At 71.1% G+C, this 13,240-nt stretch carries 16 protein-coding genes; 7 read left to right on the forward strand and 9 right to left on the reverse strand.

Going from position 1 to position 13,240, the window contains the following annotated elements; all coding sequences use genetic code 11:
• Positions 1 to 17 precede the first annotated feature (17 nt).
• Positions 18 to 551 carry a hypothetical protein gene (locus tag J2S43_RS14610; protein ID WP_306829569.1) on the reverse strand — a complete coding sequence of 178 codons (534 nt, stop codon included), beginning with the start codon at positions 549 to 551 and terminating at the stop codon, positions 18 to 20.
• A gap of 22 nt (positions 552 to 573) precedes the next feature.
• Between J2S43_RS14610 and J2S43_RS14615 the strand changes: the two genes are divergently transcribed.
• From J2S43_RS14615 to J2S43_RS14635, 5 genes are all read left to right on the forward strand, one after another.
• Positions 574 to 1,236, forward strand: coding sequence for a maleylpyruvate isomerase N-terminal domain-containing protein (locus J2S43_RS14615; RefSeq protein WP_306829570.1), 663 nt, complete (start codon positions 574 to 576; stop codon positions 1,234 to 1,236).
• A gap of 91 nt (positions 1,237 to 1,327) precedes the next feature.
• Positions 1,328 to 1,852 carry a PadR family transcriptional regulator gene (locus tag J2S43_RS14620; protein ID WP_306829571.1) on the forward strand — a complete coding sequence of 175 codons (525 nt, stop codon included), beginning with the start codon at positions 1,328 to 1,330 and terminating at the stop codon, positions 1,850 to 1,852.
• Complete coding sequence (locus J2S43_RS14625; protein ID WP_306829572.1) at positions 1,849 to 2,523, forward strand: ABC transporter ATP-binding protein; 675 nt, start codon at positions 1,849 to 1,851, stop codon at positions 2,521 to 2,523. Before J2S43_RS14620 ends, J2S43_RS14625 begins: the two co-directional genes overlap by 4 nt.
• Positions 2,520 to 4,799: an FtsX-like permease family protein gene (locus tag J2S43_RS14630; RefSeq protein ID WP_306829573.1), complete on the forward strand. Its 2,280-nt coding sequence runs from the start codon at positions 2,520 to 2,522 to the stop codon at positions 4,797 to 4,799. The genes J2S43_RS14625 and J2S43_RS14630 overlap by 4 nt, the downstream gene beginning before the upstream one ends.
• A 141-nt stretch (positions 4,800 to 4,940) precedes the next feature.
• The gene (locus tag J2S43_RS14635; RefSeq protein WP_306829574.1) at positions 4,941 to 5,855 is read left to right on the forward strand and encodes an SDR family oxidoreductase; all 915 of its coding nucleotides are present in this window, start codon (positions 4,941 to 4,943) and stop codon (positions 5,853 to 5,855) included.
• 66 nt (positions 5,856 to 5,921) lie between these two features.
• Here J2S43_RS14635 and J2S43_RS14640 read toward each other — a convergent pair whose 3' ends face one another.
• From J2S43_RS14640 to J2S43_RS14670, 7 genes are all read right to left on the reverse strand, one after another.
• The gene (locus tag J2S43_RS14640; RefSeq protein ID WP_306829575.1) at positions 5,922 to 6,197 is read right to left on the reverse strand and encodes a hypothetical protein; all 276 of its coding nucleotides are present in this window, start codon (positions 6,195 to 6,197) and stop codon (positions 5,922 to 5,924) included.
• A gap of 117 nt (positions 6,198 to 6,314) precedes the next feature.
• Complete coding sequence (locus tag J2S43_RS14645; RefSeq protein WP_306829576.1) at positions 6,315 to 6,725, reverse strand: SCP2 sterol-binding domain-containing protein; 411 nt, start codon at positions 6,723 to 6,725, stop codon at positions 6,315 to 6,317.
• Between the two features lie 32 nt (positions 6,726 to 6,757).
• Positions 6,758 to 8,254 carry a S8 family serine peptidase gene (locus J2S43_RS14650; RefSeq protein WP_306829577.1) on the reverse strand — a complete coding sequence of 499 codons (1,497 nt, stop codon included), beginning with the start codon at positions 8,252 to 8,254 and terminating at the stop codon, positions 6,758 to 6,760.
• A 176-nt stretch (positions 8,255 to 8,430) separates the two neighbouring features.
• Positions 8,431 to 8,607: a hypothetical protein gene (locus J2S43_RS14655; protein ID WP_306829578.1), complete on the reverse strand. Its 177-nt coding sequence runs from the start codon at positions 8,605 to 8,607 to the stop codon at positions 8,431 to 8,433.
• Positions 8,604 to 8,873 (reverse strand): recombinase family protein, encoded by a 270-nt coding sequence (locus tag J2S43_RS14660; RefSeq protein ID WP_306829579.1) that lies wholly within the window; start codon positions 8,871 to 8,873, stop codon positions 8,604 to 8,606. Before J2S43_RS14660 ends, J2S43_RS14655 begins: the two co-directional genes overlap by 4 nt.
• 93 nt (positions 8,874 to 8,966) lie before the next feature.
• The gene (locus J2S43_RS14665) at positions 8,967 to 9,932 is read right to left on the reverse strand and encodes an aldo/keto reductase (RefSeq protein WP_306829580.1); all 966 of its coding nucleotides are present in this window, start codon (positions 9,930 to 9,932) and stop codon (positions 8,967 to 8,969) included.
• Positions 9,933 to 9,938: 6 nt separating this feature from the next.
• Positions 9,939 to 10,652 (reverse strand): NADPH-dependent FMN reductase, encoded by a 714-nt coding sequence (locus J2S43_RS14670; RefSeq protein ID WP_306829581.1) that lies wholly within the window; start codon positions 10,650 to 10,652, stop codon positions 9,939 to 9,941.
• Between J2S43_RS14670 and J2S43_RS14675 the strand changes: the two genes are divergently transcribed.
• Positions 10,651 to 11,490 (forward strand): helix-turn-helix domain-containing protein, encoded by an 840-nt coding sequence (locus J2S43_RS14675; RefSeq protein ID WP_306829582.1) that lies wholly within the window; start codon positions 10,651 to 10,653, stop codon positions 11,488 to 11,490. The two genes, J2S43_RS14670 and J2S43_RS14675, sit on opposite strands and share 2 nt — an antisense overlap.
• A 325-nt stretch (positions 11,491 to 11,815) precedes the next feature.
• On the opposite strand, the gene J2S43_RS14680 is transcribed toward J2S43_RS14675, so the two are convergent.
• Positions 11,816 to 12,568 carry an AraC family transcriptional regulator gene (locus J2S43_RS14680; RefSeq protein ID WP_306829583.1) on the reverse strand — a complete coding sequence of 251 codons (753 nt, stop codon included), beginning with the start codon at positions 12,566 to 12,568 and terminating at the stop codon, positions 11,816 to 11,818.
• A 65-nt stretch (positions 12,569 to 12,633) separates the two neighbouring features.
• Between J2S43_RS14680 and J2S43_RS14685 the strand changes: the two genes are divergently transcribed.
• Positions 12,634 to 13,197: a TIGR03086 family metal-binding protein gene (locus tag J2S43_RS14685; RefSeq protein WP_306829584.1), complete on the forward strand. Its 564-nt coding sequence runs from the start codon at positions 12,634 to 12,636 to the stop codon at positions 13,195 to 13,197.
• Positions 13,198 to 13,240 lie beyond the last annotated feature (43 nt).

Raw genomic sequence — 13,240 nt, forward strand, 5'->3', positions numbered from 1 at the left:
TTTCGCCGTGACCTGGATCAGTCACTGATCCAGGTCACGGCATCGCCACCGGCGTCGTAGCCGACCACGCCGGTGATGTGCTCCCAGCCCACGCCGTCACCCGCGGGCAGCCACACCGCATACGCGCCGATCGAGTCGCTCATAGCCGTGACCGCGCCGGTCGCGGCGTGGCCGGCCATCGTCACCGTCACCTCCGCGATCTTCCCGCGCACCGTGCCGATCAGCAACGCCCGATCGCGCGCGTAGTCGTGGATCGGCAACTGAGGCACCGGCTTCGTGCCGAGCGCCGGCGGGCCTGGCTCGGCCAGGTCACCGAGGCCGAGACACTGTCCACCGTGGTCGTGGAACTCCGGATCGATCGCGCGGACGCAGAAACCGGAGTCGTCCTTCAGCCAGGCCTCCACGGTCCAGCCGGGCAGCGTGCGGTCCAGGACCATCGCGCCGGGCTGCGCGGACGCGGTGGCGCGAGGCGGGTTCGTGCCGAACGTGCCGGTGCAGGCGGTGCAGGTCAGGAGAAGCAGGGCGAGGGTGGGTGGCACGCGCGTGCGCATGACGGCATTATGCTCGTCGGCCATGCATGATCGTGTCCTCGACGCCTTCGCCGCGGAGTCCTCGGCGCTGTCCGCCGCCCTGTCCGGCGTACCCGCGAAGGCCTTTGATCTGCCGTCGCCGTGTCCTCCGTGGACGGTGGCGGGGCTGCTCGGGCACGTCATCGTGACCGTCGGCCGGACCCCGGGGATGATCGCCGGGCCGGTACCGGCGGCCGCCACGGTCGACGCGGCCGGCTACTACCGGCCGGACGAGCGGTTCTCGCCGACGGCGAACGCCGACCGGATCGCGGCCGGTGCCGACCGTGCGGCGCTGCCGGGCACGTCGCTGGTCACGGAGTTCAGGACCATCAGCGGGTACGTGGTGGAGCGCTGCCGCCGGGAGCCGGCCGGACGGGTCGTGCGCACCCGGCACGGTGACGACATGCTGCTCACCGACTTCATGCTGACCCGCGTGGTCGAGGTGGCCGTGCACGGTCTCGACCTCGCGGCCGCGCTCGGCCGTGACCCCTGGACCACACCGGCCGCCGTGGACGCGGTGAGCGCGCTGCTGCTCGGCGACGCGCCGGTGCCGCTCGGCTGGGACCGGCTCACGTTCGTCCGCAAGGCGACCGGACGGGAGCCGATGACGGGGGAGGAGCGGGCGGCGATCTCCCGTAACGAGATCCGCTGGCTCGCTCTCGGCTGACGGAGTCGCTTGGCACTTCGTGCGGTATTCGCCAAAACGTCACCCAGCTGCGTAGACACCGCGTGTATAAAGCCGGTGTAGAGTGGCGGGCATGTCGGTGGGATTCGCTCTGCTGGGGCTGCTCGAAGCGGGGCCCGCGCACGGTTACGACCTGAAGCGCACCTATGACGAGCGGTTCGGGGCCGGGCGCGCGCCGCTGCACTACGGTCAGGTCTACTCCACGCTCGCGCGGCTGCTCAAGCACGGCCTGGTCGAGGTCGAGTCCGAGCCGGGCGACGGACCCGACCGCAAGCGTTACGCGATCACCGACGCCGGCATCACCGACGTGACGGAGTGGCTCGGCCGCCCCGAGAAACCCGAGCCCTACCTGCAGTCCACGCTCTTCACCAAGATCGTGCTCGCGCTGATGACCGGCCGGAACGCCAACGATCTGCTGGACACGCAGCGGCACGAGCACCTGCGCCTGATGCGCGAGCTGACCCAGCGCAAGATGAACGGCGACCTCGCCGACGCGCTGATCTGCGACCACGCGCTGTTCCACCTGGAGGCCGACCTGCGCTGGCTGGAGCTCACCACCGCGCGCCTCGACCAGCTCGCCGAGCGGGTCGCCCGATGACACTGCTGACCGCGGACGACCTGCGGCTGAGTTTCGGGCCGACCAAGGCGCTGGACGGCGCGTCGCTGACCGTGCACCCCGGGGAGATCCTCGCGCTGATGGGACCGTCCGGGTCCGGCAAGTCCACGCTGCTGCACTGCCTCGCCGGCATCCTCCGCGCCGAGTCCGGTCACGTCGCGTTCGACGGCCGCGACCTGGCCACGATGACCGACGCCGAGCGCAGCGAGCTGCGGCGCACCGCGTTCGGGTTCGTGTTCCAGTTCGGCCAGCTCGTGCCCGAGCTCACCTGCCTGGAGAACGTCGCACTGCCGCTGCGGCTGTCCGGCACCCGCCGCAGGGCCGCGCGCGCCGAGGCCGCGACCTGGCTGGAGCGGCTGGAGGTCGCCGACGTCGCGGAGAAACGGCCCGGCCAGGTCTCCGGCGGCCAGGGGCAGCGCGTCGCGGTCGCCCGGGCGCTGGTCACCCGCCCGCGCGTGGTCTTCGCGGACGAGCCGACCGGCGCGCTCGACTCACTCAACGGCGAGCGCGTCATGCAGTTGCTCACCACCGCCGCCCGGGACACCGGCGCGGCCGTGGTGCTGGTGACGCACGAGGCGCGTGTCGCGGCCTACTCCGACCGGGAGGCGATCGTCCGCGACGGCCGGGTCCGCGAGCAGGAGTTCGCCCGATGACGCCGGGCCGACCGACTACGCCGCGCCGCCGCGCCGCCGACGTCGCGCTCGGCGTGCGGCTGTCCGTGGCCGGCGGGCGGGCCGGCTGGACCCGGCTGGCCCTGATCGCGGCCGGCGTCGGGCTCGGCGTCGCCATGTTGCTGACCACGGCGAGCGTCCCGACGCTGGTCGCCGCGCGCAGCGCCCGGCTCGCCGAGCGCGCCGAGGCGATCTACTACGAGCGGGTGGTGCCGCGCGGCGACAGCACCGTGCTGGTCAAGGCCGCCGACACCGACTACCTCGGCCGGTCGATCCACGGCCGCGTGCTGCAGGCCGACGGCGCCACCCCGGTGCTCCCACCCGGCGTGACCGTCATGCCGAAGCCCGGCGAGATGGTCGTCTCCCCGGCGCTCGCCGCGCTGCTGCGCTCCGGCGACGCCGCGCTGCTGCGCGACCGGTGGGACGCCCGCACGATCGGCGAGATCGGCCCGGCCGGGCTGGCCGGCCCCGGCGAGCTCGCGGTCTACCTCGGCACCGACCGGCTCAGCGGCGACGACTCACGCCGCACCGACCGGTTCGGCCGCCCGGAGCTGGACGAGGGCAACGACCCCACGCTCGTGCTGCTCGGCGCGGTCGCGCTGGCCGTGCTGCTGGTCCCGGTCGCGGTGTTCATCGCGACCGCGGTCCGGTTCGGCGGCGAGACCCGCGACCGGCGGCTCGCCGCCATCCGGCTGGTCGGCGCGGACGCGGACACCACCCGCCGGATCGCCGCCGGGGAGACGCTGGCCGGCGCGCTGCTCGGCCTGCTCACCGGCACCGTGGTCTACCTCGGCGTGGCGTTCACCGCGGGCGGCCTGGTGCCCGCCGGCATCAGCTTCTACGCCGCCGACGCCCGCCCGGTCCCCGCGCTCGCCATCCTCACCGTGCTGCTCGTGCCGTCCGCGGCCGTGCTGGTCACGCTCGCCACGCTGCGCCGCGTCGTGGTCGAGCCGCTCGGCGTGGTCCGGCTCAGCGCCGAACGGCGGCGGCGCCTGTGGTGGCGGCTCATCCTCCCGGCCGCGGGGCTCGCCCTGCTCTGGCCGATCTACGACGGTCTCGGCGAGGAGGACGTCGGCTTCGAGCTTCCGGTCTTCGGCGGCCTGATCGCGCTTCTGATCGGCGTCGCGCTGCTGCTGCCCTGGTGGGTCGAGGCGACCGTGCGCCGGCTCGGCGGCGGCAGCGTCGCCTGGGAGCTGGCCGTCCGCCGGCTGCAACTCGACAGCGGCACCGCGGTCCGCGCGGTCTCCGGCATCGCGGTCTCGGTCGCCGGCGCGATCGCGCTGCAGGGCCTGATGGTCGCGGTCGAGGAGCAGAACACGCTCGACTTCGGCCGCAGCACCGAGGACTTCCAGGCCACGGTCTGGCCCAGCGACCTCGACACCGCCCGCTGGCTGCCCGCGCTTCGCGCCGCCCCCGGCGTCCGGGCCGTCACCACCGAGACCACCGTGGCCGGCACCGACGTCACCGACGACCAGGTCGTCCGGTTCCAGATCGGCGACTGCACCATGCTCCGGCAGTACGCCACCATCGACACCTGCGCCGACGGCGACGTGTTCGTCGCCGCCGGCGCGCCCGCCACCCCCGGCGCCGCCTACCTGCTCGACGGCGCCGACACGCCGTGGACGCTGCCGGCCGGCGCGGTCACCGTCCCGCCGATCGGCAACGAGCTGCTCGGCATCGAACCAGAGGTCCTGATCACCCCGGCCGTGCTCGCCGGCCTGCGCTACGAGCCGTATCGGCTGGAGTACTACGCCGCGCTCGACCCGGCCGACCCGGCCGCGATCGAGCACCTGCGCAACGCCGCCGCCACGGTCGACCCGACCGCCCGCGTCAGCCTGATCAGCGAGAGCGCGATCACGCCGATCCTGGCCGGCGTCCGCCAGTCCATGCTCGTGCTCGCCACCGCGCTCCTGCTCCTGATCGGCGCCAGCATGGTCGTCAACATCGGCGAACAGCTCACCGCCCGCCGCCGACCGCTCGCGGTCCTGATCGCGTTCGGCACCCGGCGCGCCACCCTCACCGCCTCGATCTTCTACCAGGTCGCCATCCCGGTCCTGCTCGGCATGCTCCTCGCCGTCGTCACCGGCGTCGGCCTCGGCGCCATCCTCCAGACCGCCGCCGCCACCCCGCTCAGCTTCGACTGGTCCGGCATCGCCCTCACCACCACCGCCGCCATCGCCGTCATCCTCCTGACCACCGCCGCCAGCCTCCCCATGCTCTGGCGCCTCACCAAGCCCGGCGGCCTCCGGACCGAATAATCCCCGCCCACGCCCGGCCGCCATCCGTCCAGCGGCGGTCGCGGCACTCTGGACACGTACTCCACGCCCACAGCATGGCAGTCGCCTGCCGGATGCCTTTCACTGTCATAGGTTGTCAGGTTGTGCTGGGACGGTGGGGGCATGGAACGGACATTGGAAGGCAAGGTCGCGCTGGTTGCCGGGGCGACGCGTGGGGCCGGGCGCGGGATCGCGGTCGAGCTGGGGGCGGCGGGGGCGACGGTCTACGTGACCGGGCGCAGCACGCGGAAGGCGCGGTCGGAGATGGATCGACCGGAGACGATCGAGGAGACCGCCGAGCTGGTCACGGCGGCCGGGGGCACCGGGATCGCGGTGCGCGTCGATCATCTGGTGCCGCAGGAGGTGCGTGCGCTCATCGGCCGGATCGAGGCGGAGCAGGGGCGGCTGGATGTGCTGGTCAACGACATCTGGGGCGGGGAGCAGCTGTTCAGCTGGACGGACCGGCTGTGGGAGCACTCGCTCGACGACGGCCTGCGGATTCTCCGGCTCGCCATCGACACGCACATCATCACCAGCCACGCGGCGCTGCCGGTGCTGCTGCGTGAACCCGGCGGGCTGGTCGTGGAGGTGACGGACGGGACCGCGGACTACAACCGGGAGAACTATCGCGTCTCGTTCTTCTACGACCTGGCCAAGACGTCGGTGCTGCGGATGGCGTACGCGCAGGCGAAGGAGGTCGGGCCGCTCGGTGCGACCGCGGTCGCGCTCACGCCGGGCTGGATGCGCTCCGAGATCATGCTGGAGCACTTCTCGACGACGGAGGACACCTGGCGGGACGCGGTGGCGCGGGAGCCGCACTTCGCGATCTCGGAGACGCCGCGTTTCACCGGCCGTGCCGTGGCCGCACTCGCGGCCGACCCGGACCGGGCCCGCTGGAACGGCGAATCGCTGTCCAGCGGTGGCCTGGCCCAGGTGTACGGGTTCACCGACCTGGACGGCAGCCGGCCCGACGCATGGCGCTACATCACCGAGGTTCAGGATCCGGGCAGGCCGGCGGACGTCACCGGCTACCGCTGACCGTCTCCGCACCCCGGCGCGCGGCCGGGGTGCGGTAGTGGGTGCGATAACAGGTGCGGTCGCGGGTCACAGCGTGAACGTGCCGAGCTGGACGCTGGTGGTCAGCGCCGACGTGGCGTTGTCGCCGACGACCGTCACGTCGAGGTCGTCGGCCAGCGCCTGGCGCAGCAGGGAGACCCAGTTGCTGCGGGTGACCCGGTCGTGGATCGGCGGGTTGGGGTTCGTGATGTCCGACCACAGGACGAAGACCTCGCCGACCCCGGCGGAGTCGATGATCTGCGTCCAGGCGACGTCGTCCGAGAAAATCTGGATGCAGCCGACTTTTCCTGTCTGGGATGCCATGTCTCTCCTTCTGAACCAATCAGCGCCGCAACCGGCAGAAGCAACAGCGCCGCAGCTGGCGGAAGCGAACAGCGCCGCGATCAACAAAAGCAACAGCGCCGCAGCTGGCGGAATCGATCAGCGCCGCAGCTGGCGCACGACGAGCCGGGCGCGGCCCACGTCACCGCGGAAGCGCATGCGGCCGGCGACGACCGCGGCCATCGGGGCGAGCGTGCCCTCGGCGATGTCCCGCCAGGTCCGCTCGTCCGTGATCACCTCGATCTCCGGCCGGGGCGCCGTGACGTCGTCCGGGGTCTCCTCGGACACCTTCGGGCCGTCCGGGCCGAGCCGCAGCCGCCAGTACCGCGCGGTGTCGCCGGCGATGTGGAAGCCGAGTGTGACCGGCTCCCTCTGACCGGTCCCCACGATCTCGCCGAACCGGTGGAAGCTGCGGGACAGGTCGGCCGCGCCCGCGTCGATCAGGCGCGGCAGCGGGTCACAGAACTCGGCCATGGACGGGGATTTGCGTATCTGTTCCAGTGCGCTCATCACACCTCACTCAGAACGACGACGAGACGGGACTACGACATGGCGGGAAGGGACGGGACGTATCCGGCCATGAACTGGGCCAGTTCGACCGCGCGGCCAGCGTTGATCCGGCCGCGGCCGAGTTGGCCGGCGAAGCCGGGGTTGAGCGCGTCGACGTTGTCGCAGGCGTCCTCCACGACCGCGCGGACCTCGGCGCCGGACAGCTCCGGCGCGGCGGACCAGACCAGCGCGGCCAGGCCGGCGACGTGCGGCGAGGCCATCGACGTGCCGTCCAGGAAACCGTGCGTGTCGTCGGGCATGCTGGACCAGATGTTGACGCCGGGCGCGGCCACGTCGACGGTGGAGCCGAAGTTGGAGAACGTGGCCCGGACGCCGTCCTGGTCCAGCGCGGCCACCGAGATCACCTCGGGGTAGACGCCCGGGTACTGCGGGGTGACGTCGGTGTTGGTGTTGGCGTTGCCGGCCGCGAAGACCACCACCACGTCGTTCGCGGCGGCGTTCTGGATCGCGGTGCGGATGCCGGCGTGGTCTCCGCTGGTCCGCCAGCTGCAGTTGATCACGTAGCGGCGGTCCGGGAACGCGCCCGCCTGCGCGACCACGTAGTTGATCGCGTCGGCCCGGTTCTGGTTCATGCCGGCGGTGAGGTCGATGCGCAGCGGCATGATCCGGCACCGCGGTGCGACGCCGACCACGCCGCTGGTGTTCTCCGCACCGGCCGCGGTGCCGGCCACGTGGGTGCCGTGCACGTCGGTGTCGTCCGGGCTCGGGTCGGCCGCGTCCGCGAAGTCCCAGTCCTCGTTGCCCCGGGGCAGCAGGTTCGCCGCCAGGTCGGGATGGTCCAGGTCGGCACCGGTGTCGATCACGGTCACGATGACGTCGGGGTCACCGCGCAGCACGTCCCAGGCCACGGTCGCGCCGATGTCGATCCCGGCGGTGCCGGCGACGCCGTTCACGGTCTGCCCGGTGTTGCGCATCCCCCACAACAGACCGAAATCCGGATCCGTGGGTACGTGTGCGAGCGCGTCGTCGAAGCCGGCCTCGCTGGGTTCGGCGAACGCCACCTCGGGCCGCTCGGCGAACGCGCGGATGGTGGCGAACAGCGCCTGGGAGTCCGGCACGGCGAGGGTGTAGTAGCCCGGGGTGCGCTGCCGGACGAGCACCCGGCTGCCCAGGCTCGTGATGACGTCCTGCGCGGCGGTCTCGCTCACGCCGTCCCTGAACTGCACGGTGAGCTCGTCCGGCAGGAAGTACCGGTCGAGTCCGTCGCCGTCGACCAGCACCGGGATGGAGTTCGCGATCCCGTCCGCGCCGGACAGGTCCGCGGCTGCCCGGCCCGGTGCGACGAACACCGCGGCGAACCCGCGGCGCAGGTTGGCACCGCGGCTGAGGGACCGCACGGCCGCGTTGCCGGTGAGCTGGTCGAGGTCTCCGGCGGCCACGGTGACCACGGCCTCGCCGGGTTTGGCGCGCAGCCGCACCGGCCGGCCCGTGAGCTTGTCCGGGTACCAGTAGTCCTGATCGTCGAGCACGGTGCCCTCCCTTCATGATCGTCCAGGACCGGCATCGCGAAGCAGGGCGACGCGGGTTCTCACTGGATATGAGCCCTCGGCCGCGGACCTGATACGGCCTGCGGATATGCGACACCACGGTTTGGCCCATGGGGACCAACGGCAGTGGATCCGGCGCTAAGCCATAGCGTGCATGGTCAGCCTCGCGGCGGCGGCTCCTTCGCGGTCGAGCGGTCGGTGCGGATGGTGCGGATGGTGCGGATGGTGCGGTAGATCGTCATGGGGGTGACGCCGCAGGAGGTTGCCATGTCGGCCGTCGTGAACTGGCGGCTGTCGTACATGCGTTGCGCCTTGTTGATCAGGGCGGAGGTCATCTTCGGTTTGCGGCCGCCGGTGCGGCCTCGGGCGCGTGCGGCGGCGAGGCCGGCAAGGGTGCGTTCTTTGATGAGGCGGCTTCGTATTCGGCCATGAGGGCGAACCTGCCGAAGACGAGGTTTCCGTGGGCGGTGGTGGTGTCGACCAGATCGCGGAGGCTTCGGCCGAGCCGGTCGATCCTCCAGATGATCAAGGTGTCGCCGGGTCGCAGATCGTCCAGACACGCCTGCCACTGTGGGCGGTCGGCTTTGGTGCCGATGGCCACGTCCTTGTAGACCTTGAGGCAGCCTTCGGCCGCGGCACCTTCGGCCTTACTTGCGAGACACATTCGAATTCGGGGACTCCGGCCACCGGCGCTTCAGTAGCCGGTCGGCTGCCGTGGAGTGTAGGGAGCGGTGAGCATGACGTGCTCCTGCCCACTGAGGGTGACCGTCAGAGCTGCGGCGGCCTCGTCGAGGTGGTGTGGTGCGGTGGCACCCACGATGGGTGCGGCAACGACCGGGTTGCTCAGGATCCACGCGAGCGCGACCTGCGCCATGGTGACGTCATGGGCGTTCGCGACGGTCTGTACCCCGTCGATGATGGCGTGGTCGGCGTCGTCGAAGAACTGCTTGCCGATCTGGTCGTTGGTCGAGCGTGACGTCTGCTGGCCGTAGGGGCGGGCAAGGCGGCCGGAGGCGAGTGGGCACCAGGTCAGACTTGATACGGCCTGATCGGCGAGTAGTCCGAACATCTCCCGTTCCTCCTCGCGTTGCACGAGGCTGTATTGGTTTTGCATCGAGACGAACGCGGTCCAGGAATGTAGTTGGGCAGCGTGTTGCATTTTGGCGAACCGCCAGGCAGCCATCGACGAGGCACCGAGAAAACGCGCCTTGCCCGCGGCGACCACCTCGTGCAGGGCCTCCATCGTCTCCTCGACGGGGGTCTTCGGGTCGAAGCGGTGGACCTGGTACACGTCGACGTAGTCGGTGCCGAGCCTGCGCAGCGAGGCGTCAATCTGCTCCATGATCGCCTGGCGGGACAAGCCGGAGCCGGTCGGCCCATCGTGCATCGGTAGGCCGACTTTCGTGGCGATGACTACCTCCTCACGCCGGGTGTAACGGCGCGCAGCCCGGCCGAGGATTTCCTCGGAGGTGCCGTGCCCGTAGACGTTCGCGGTGTCCCATAGTGTGATGCCGAGTTCGACCGCTCGCCGGAAGATCGGCTGTGCGGTGTCCTCGTCGAGCGTCCATGGGTGCCTGCCGGTAGGTTGGGCGAGACCCATGCAGCCGAGCGCGATCCGGCTCACCTGCAGGTCTGACGAGCCCAGGCTGGTGTGGTCCATCAATCGTCACGCCCCACCCGGGTACGGGGCGGCGGTACGGGCAGCACGCAATGCCTGCGCCCACCAGGAAAGCTGTTCCAGAAGCGTCTTGGCGTAGCCGGCTGCCGCGGCGTCCAGCGGGGCGCCGTCTTGCCAGGCGGTGAAGTAATTGGGGAAGGCCAGTCCGTCGCGGATGGTCACCGCGTGTAGTTCGGTAAGCACGTTCTCCAGGTGAAGCACCGCGTGCCGACCACCGGCCGCACCGCCGTAGCTGACGAACGCCACCGGTTTGGCGGTCCACTGGGTGAAGTGCCAGTCGATGAGTGCCTTCAGCGACGCCGGGTAGCTGTGGTTGTACTCCGGAGTGACGAGGATGAAAGCGTCGGCCTCCGACAGCTTCCTGGTGAGGTTCTTCATGCCTTCGGGCCGGGGGTAGTCGTCACCGGCGAACTTCGGCGGAGCGGCCGGCAGCGCCAGCGGGATGTCCACCCTGGCTAGATCGACGAGGTCGACGTCGAAACCGCCGTGTGCCTGAATCTGATCCGCTACCCAGGACGCGACGACCGGCCCGAACCGGCCCTCACGCACGCTACCGATGATGACCACGAGTCTGCTCTTGTCGCTCATGCCGTCGACGATCTGTCGTTTCCGGCCGCGCAGCCAGGCCGGGTACAGGCTGGCCCCCGCAGGGTCACCCTGCACCCCGCCGACCGGCTGCGCCGGGACGTAGGCTCGCCTCATGGGTACGCCGCTAGGAGAGTTCGTCCGGGCCAAGCGCGACAGCATTCGGCCAGAGGACTTGGGTTTTCCGGCACACCAGCGACGACGTGCTCCCGGGCTACGACGTTCGGAGTTGGCCTCGCGGGCCGGGGTCAGCGTCGAGTACCTCACCCGAATCGAGCAGGGCCGCGACCGCAATCCGTCCCGTTCGGTCGTCAACGCCCTCGCCGACGCGCTCAACCTTGACACCGCCGAACGCACCCATTTGGGCTACCTCGCCAAGATCACCGGTGGGGCGTGCGCCGGGCGGGTCCCGCCGAGGCCGCCCGAGCGCACTGTGCGGCCCGCCGTACGGCGGATACTCGCCCTCCTGGAGCCGGGCATCGCCTTCGTCACCAACCGACTCGGTGACGTGCTCGCCCATACCGACGGTTTCGGCACGGTCATGCGCGACACCGGCCTGCTGGACGCCGAGGAGCCCAACCTCACCAGGTACGTCTTCACCCATCCGCAGGCCAGAACCACCTTCGTCGACTGGGACCAGATCGCCGACGAACAGGTTTTCAACCTGTGGCTCGGGCCCTCGACCGAGACGTTCGAATGGTTTACGGCAGACTTCGCTACCGTCGCCGGCGCCGAGTTCACACGGCGGCTGCACCGCCACATCCCTCCTACCCGAGTCCCGCTGAGGATGACTCACCCGCGCGCGCATCAACTGCGATGGAATCGGGAGGTCCTTGAACTTCCTGCCTCGGACGCCCAGCAACTGATCCTCCTCCTACCCGCTGATGACGCGACCGCTACGGCGCTAGATCACCTACGCGAGCGCCCACACCGCACTGCCCTCCGCGCTGTCTGACGCCGGGCGCTCCGGCTGGGCTTATTCTTCGATGGCATCGGGGTCGCCCTCGCCCTACTCGTCGGATCACGTCAAGATCTGGTCGGCACGACCGATCAACGTACGGCACATCCACGAACGTCGACAGGCCAGATGGCTTACGCCGGATCCACTGCCATCGGTCCTCAAGGGCGGGTTTGCCCGGACTACCGCGCAACCGGCAGGGAGGCCGCCGCGGCCGTACTGTGCCCACAGGACCCGCTACCGCCCCGATCACCCGCCCTGATCCGAGTAAACGCCGAGTCTCCCGCGCCCTCGCCGGGAGATCCAGATCTTGATCTGGCTCCTACTGCTCGCGGATGTACGTGGCCGGCGGTAGGCCGGTGATCGCGGTGAAGTCGCGGGTCAGGTGCGCCTGGTCGCTGTAGCCGAGGTCGGCCGCGAGCGCGCCCAGGTCGAGCGGCGTGCCGTCGGCGGCGCGGGCGGCGGCCTCGTGGAGGCGGTGACGGCGGATGACCCACTTCGGGCTGACACCCACGTAGTCGGCGAAGATCCGCTGCAGTTGGCGGACGCCGAGCGAGAACTCCGCGGCCAGCTCATCGACGCGAGCGACAGCGCCGGTCCGGGCAACCGCGGCCGCGGCCAGCTCGACCACCGGATCCGGCGTGGCGGGTGCGGCCGCGGTCAGTGCCTCGTCCAGGATCGCGGCCGCGGCCTCGTCGTCGGCGGCCAGCACCCGGGACGGAAGATCCGCCGGAAAAACCGTTGATATAGGTACGAACCTGTCGGTGATCGTGGCGATCGGCGCGTCGAAGAACGGCCGGAAGCCGCCGGGCCGGAAACGGACACCGAAGACCCGGCCGGTGCCCTCCAGCGTCTCGTGGAAGCGGCCCTTCGGCACACCGGCGATCCGGCAGCGGCCGGGCTTGAAGGTCATGTTCACCGCGGGGTACGGCAGCACCTGCTGGTGGTACGGCTCCCGCAGCTCCCAGGTGACGATCCAGTAGTGGTCGACGTACGGGCGCAGCGCGGGCGCGACGTCGACCGCGCGGAAACGGAACGCGCGCTCGCCCGCGCCCGGGTGCAGGATCGCGGGCACCCGCGCAGGCTAGCAAGTCGCGTTTGTTCAAGAATGCGGGCCGTGCTCGTGTCTAGCCTGCACGTATGCAACTTCACGAGGTACTTCGCAGGGCGTTCACGGACACGGCGGCGGTGGTGCACGGGGTCGCGCCGGAGCAACTCGGCCTGCCGACGCCGTGTGCGGACTGGGATGTGCGGGCGCTGACGAATCATCTGCTGCAGGTCGCGGCCGCGCTCAGCCGGGCGGGGCAGCGGCTGCCGGTGCCGGCGGAGCTGTGGGGGCAGGACCTGATGACCGCGGACGGGCCCGGGGACCGGTTCGACGACGACCGGCGGTCCGCGCTGGAGGCGTGGTCGGAGCCGTCCGCGTGGGACGGGACGATCAACCTCGGTGGGATGGCGATGCCCGCCCGGATGACCGTGTCGATGCTGGTCAGCGACCTGGCGATCCACGGCTGGGATCTGGCGCAGGCGACCGGCCAGCCGTACGCCTGCGACCCGGCCGTCGCGGCCGTGACCAGGGAGTTCATGGCCGGATCGGCGGCGCGGGGGCGGGAGATGGGAATCTACGCGGCGGCGCGGCCGGTCGCGGACGGCGCGGACGCGTTCGAGGAGGCGCTCGCGCTCAGCGGTAGAGCGCGGCCGTGAGCGTCGCGGCCGGCCGCATCCGGTCGCGGAGCGCGGCCGGCGT

This window comes from Catenuloplanes nepalensis (assembly GCF_030811575.1).
In the GTDB taxonomy this organism is placed as follows: Bacteria; Actinomycetota; Actinomycetes; order Mycobacteriales; family Micromonosporaceae; genus Catenuloplanes; species Catenuloplanes nepalensis.

Bases quoted from the DNA above. Each gene is read 5' to 3' on its own strand.
- J2S43_RS14610 (WP_306829569.1), bottom strand. From the start codon at position 551: ATGCGCACGCGCGTGCCACCCACCCTCGCCCTGCTTCTCCTGACCTGC.
- J2S43_RS14615 (WP_306829570.1), top strand. From the start codon at position 574: ATGCATGATCGTGTCCTCGACGCCTTCGCCGCGGAGTCCTCGGCGCTG.
- J2S43_RS14620 (WP_306829571.1), top strand. From the start codon at position 1,328: ATGTCGGTGGGATTCGCTCTGCTGGGGCTGCTCGAAGCGGGGCCCGCG.
- J2S43_RS14625 (WP_306829572.1), top strand. From the start codon at position 1,849: ATGACACTGCTGACCGCGGACGACCTGCGGCTGAGTTTCGGGCCGACC.
- J2S43_RS14630 (WP_306829573.1), top strand. From the start codon at position 2,520: ATGACGCCGGGCCGACCGACTACGCCGCGCCGCCGCGCCGCCGACGTC.
- J2S43_RS14635 (WP_306829574.1), top strand. From the start codon at position 4,941: ATGGAACGGACATTGGAAGGCAAGGTCGCGCTGGTTGCCGGGGCGACG.
- J2S43_RS14640 (WP_306829575.1), bottom strand. From the start codon at position 6,197: ATGGCATCCCAGACAGGAAAAGTCGGCTGCATCCAGATTTTCTCGGAC.
- J2S43_RS14645 (WP_306829576.1), bottom strand. From the start codon at position 6,725: ATGAGCGCACTGGAACAGATACGCAAATCCCCGTCCATGGCCGAGTTC.
- J2S43_RS14655 (WP_306829578.1), bottom strand. From the start codon at position 8,607: ATGACCTCCGCCCTGATCAACAAGGCGCAACGCATGTACGACAGCCGC.
- J2S43_RS14665 (WP_306829580.1), bottom strand. From the start codon at position 9,932: ATGGACCACACCAGCCTGGGCTCGTCAGACCTGCAGGTGAGCCGGATC.
- J2S43_RS14675 (WP_306829582.1), top strand. From the start codon at position 10,651: ATGGGTACGCCGCTAGGAGAGTTCGTCCGGGCCAAGCGCGACAGCATT.
- J2S43_RS14670 (WP_306829581.1), bottom strand. From the start codon at position 10,652: ATGAGGCGAGCCTACGTCCCGGCGCAGCCGGTCGGCGGGGTGCAGGGT.
- J2S43_RS14685 (WP_306829584.1), top strand. From the start codon at position 12,634: ATGCAACTTCACGAGGTACTTCGCAGGGCGTTCACGGACACGGCGGCG.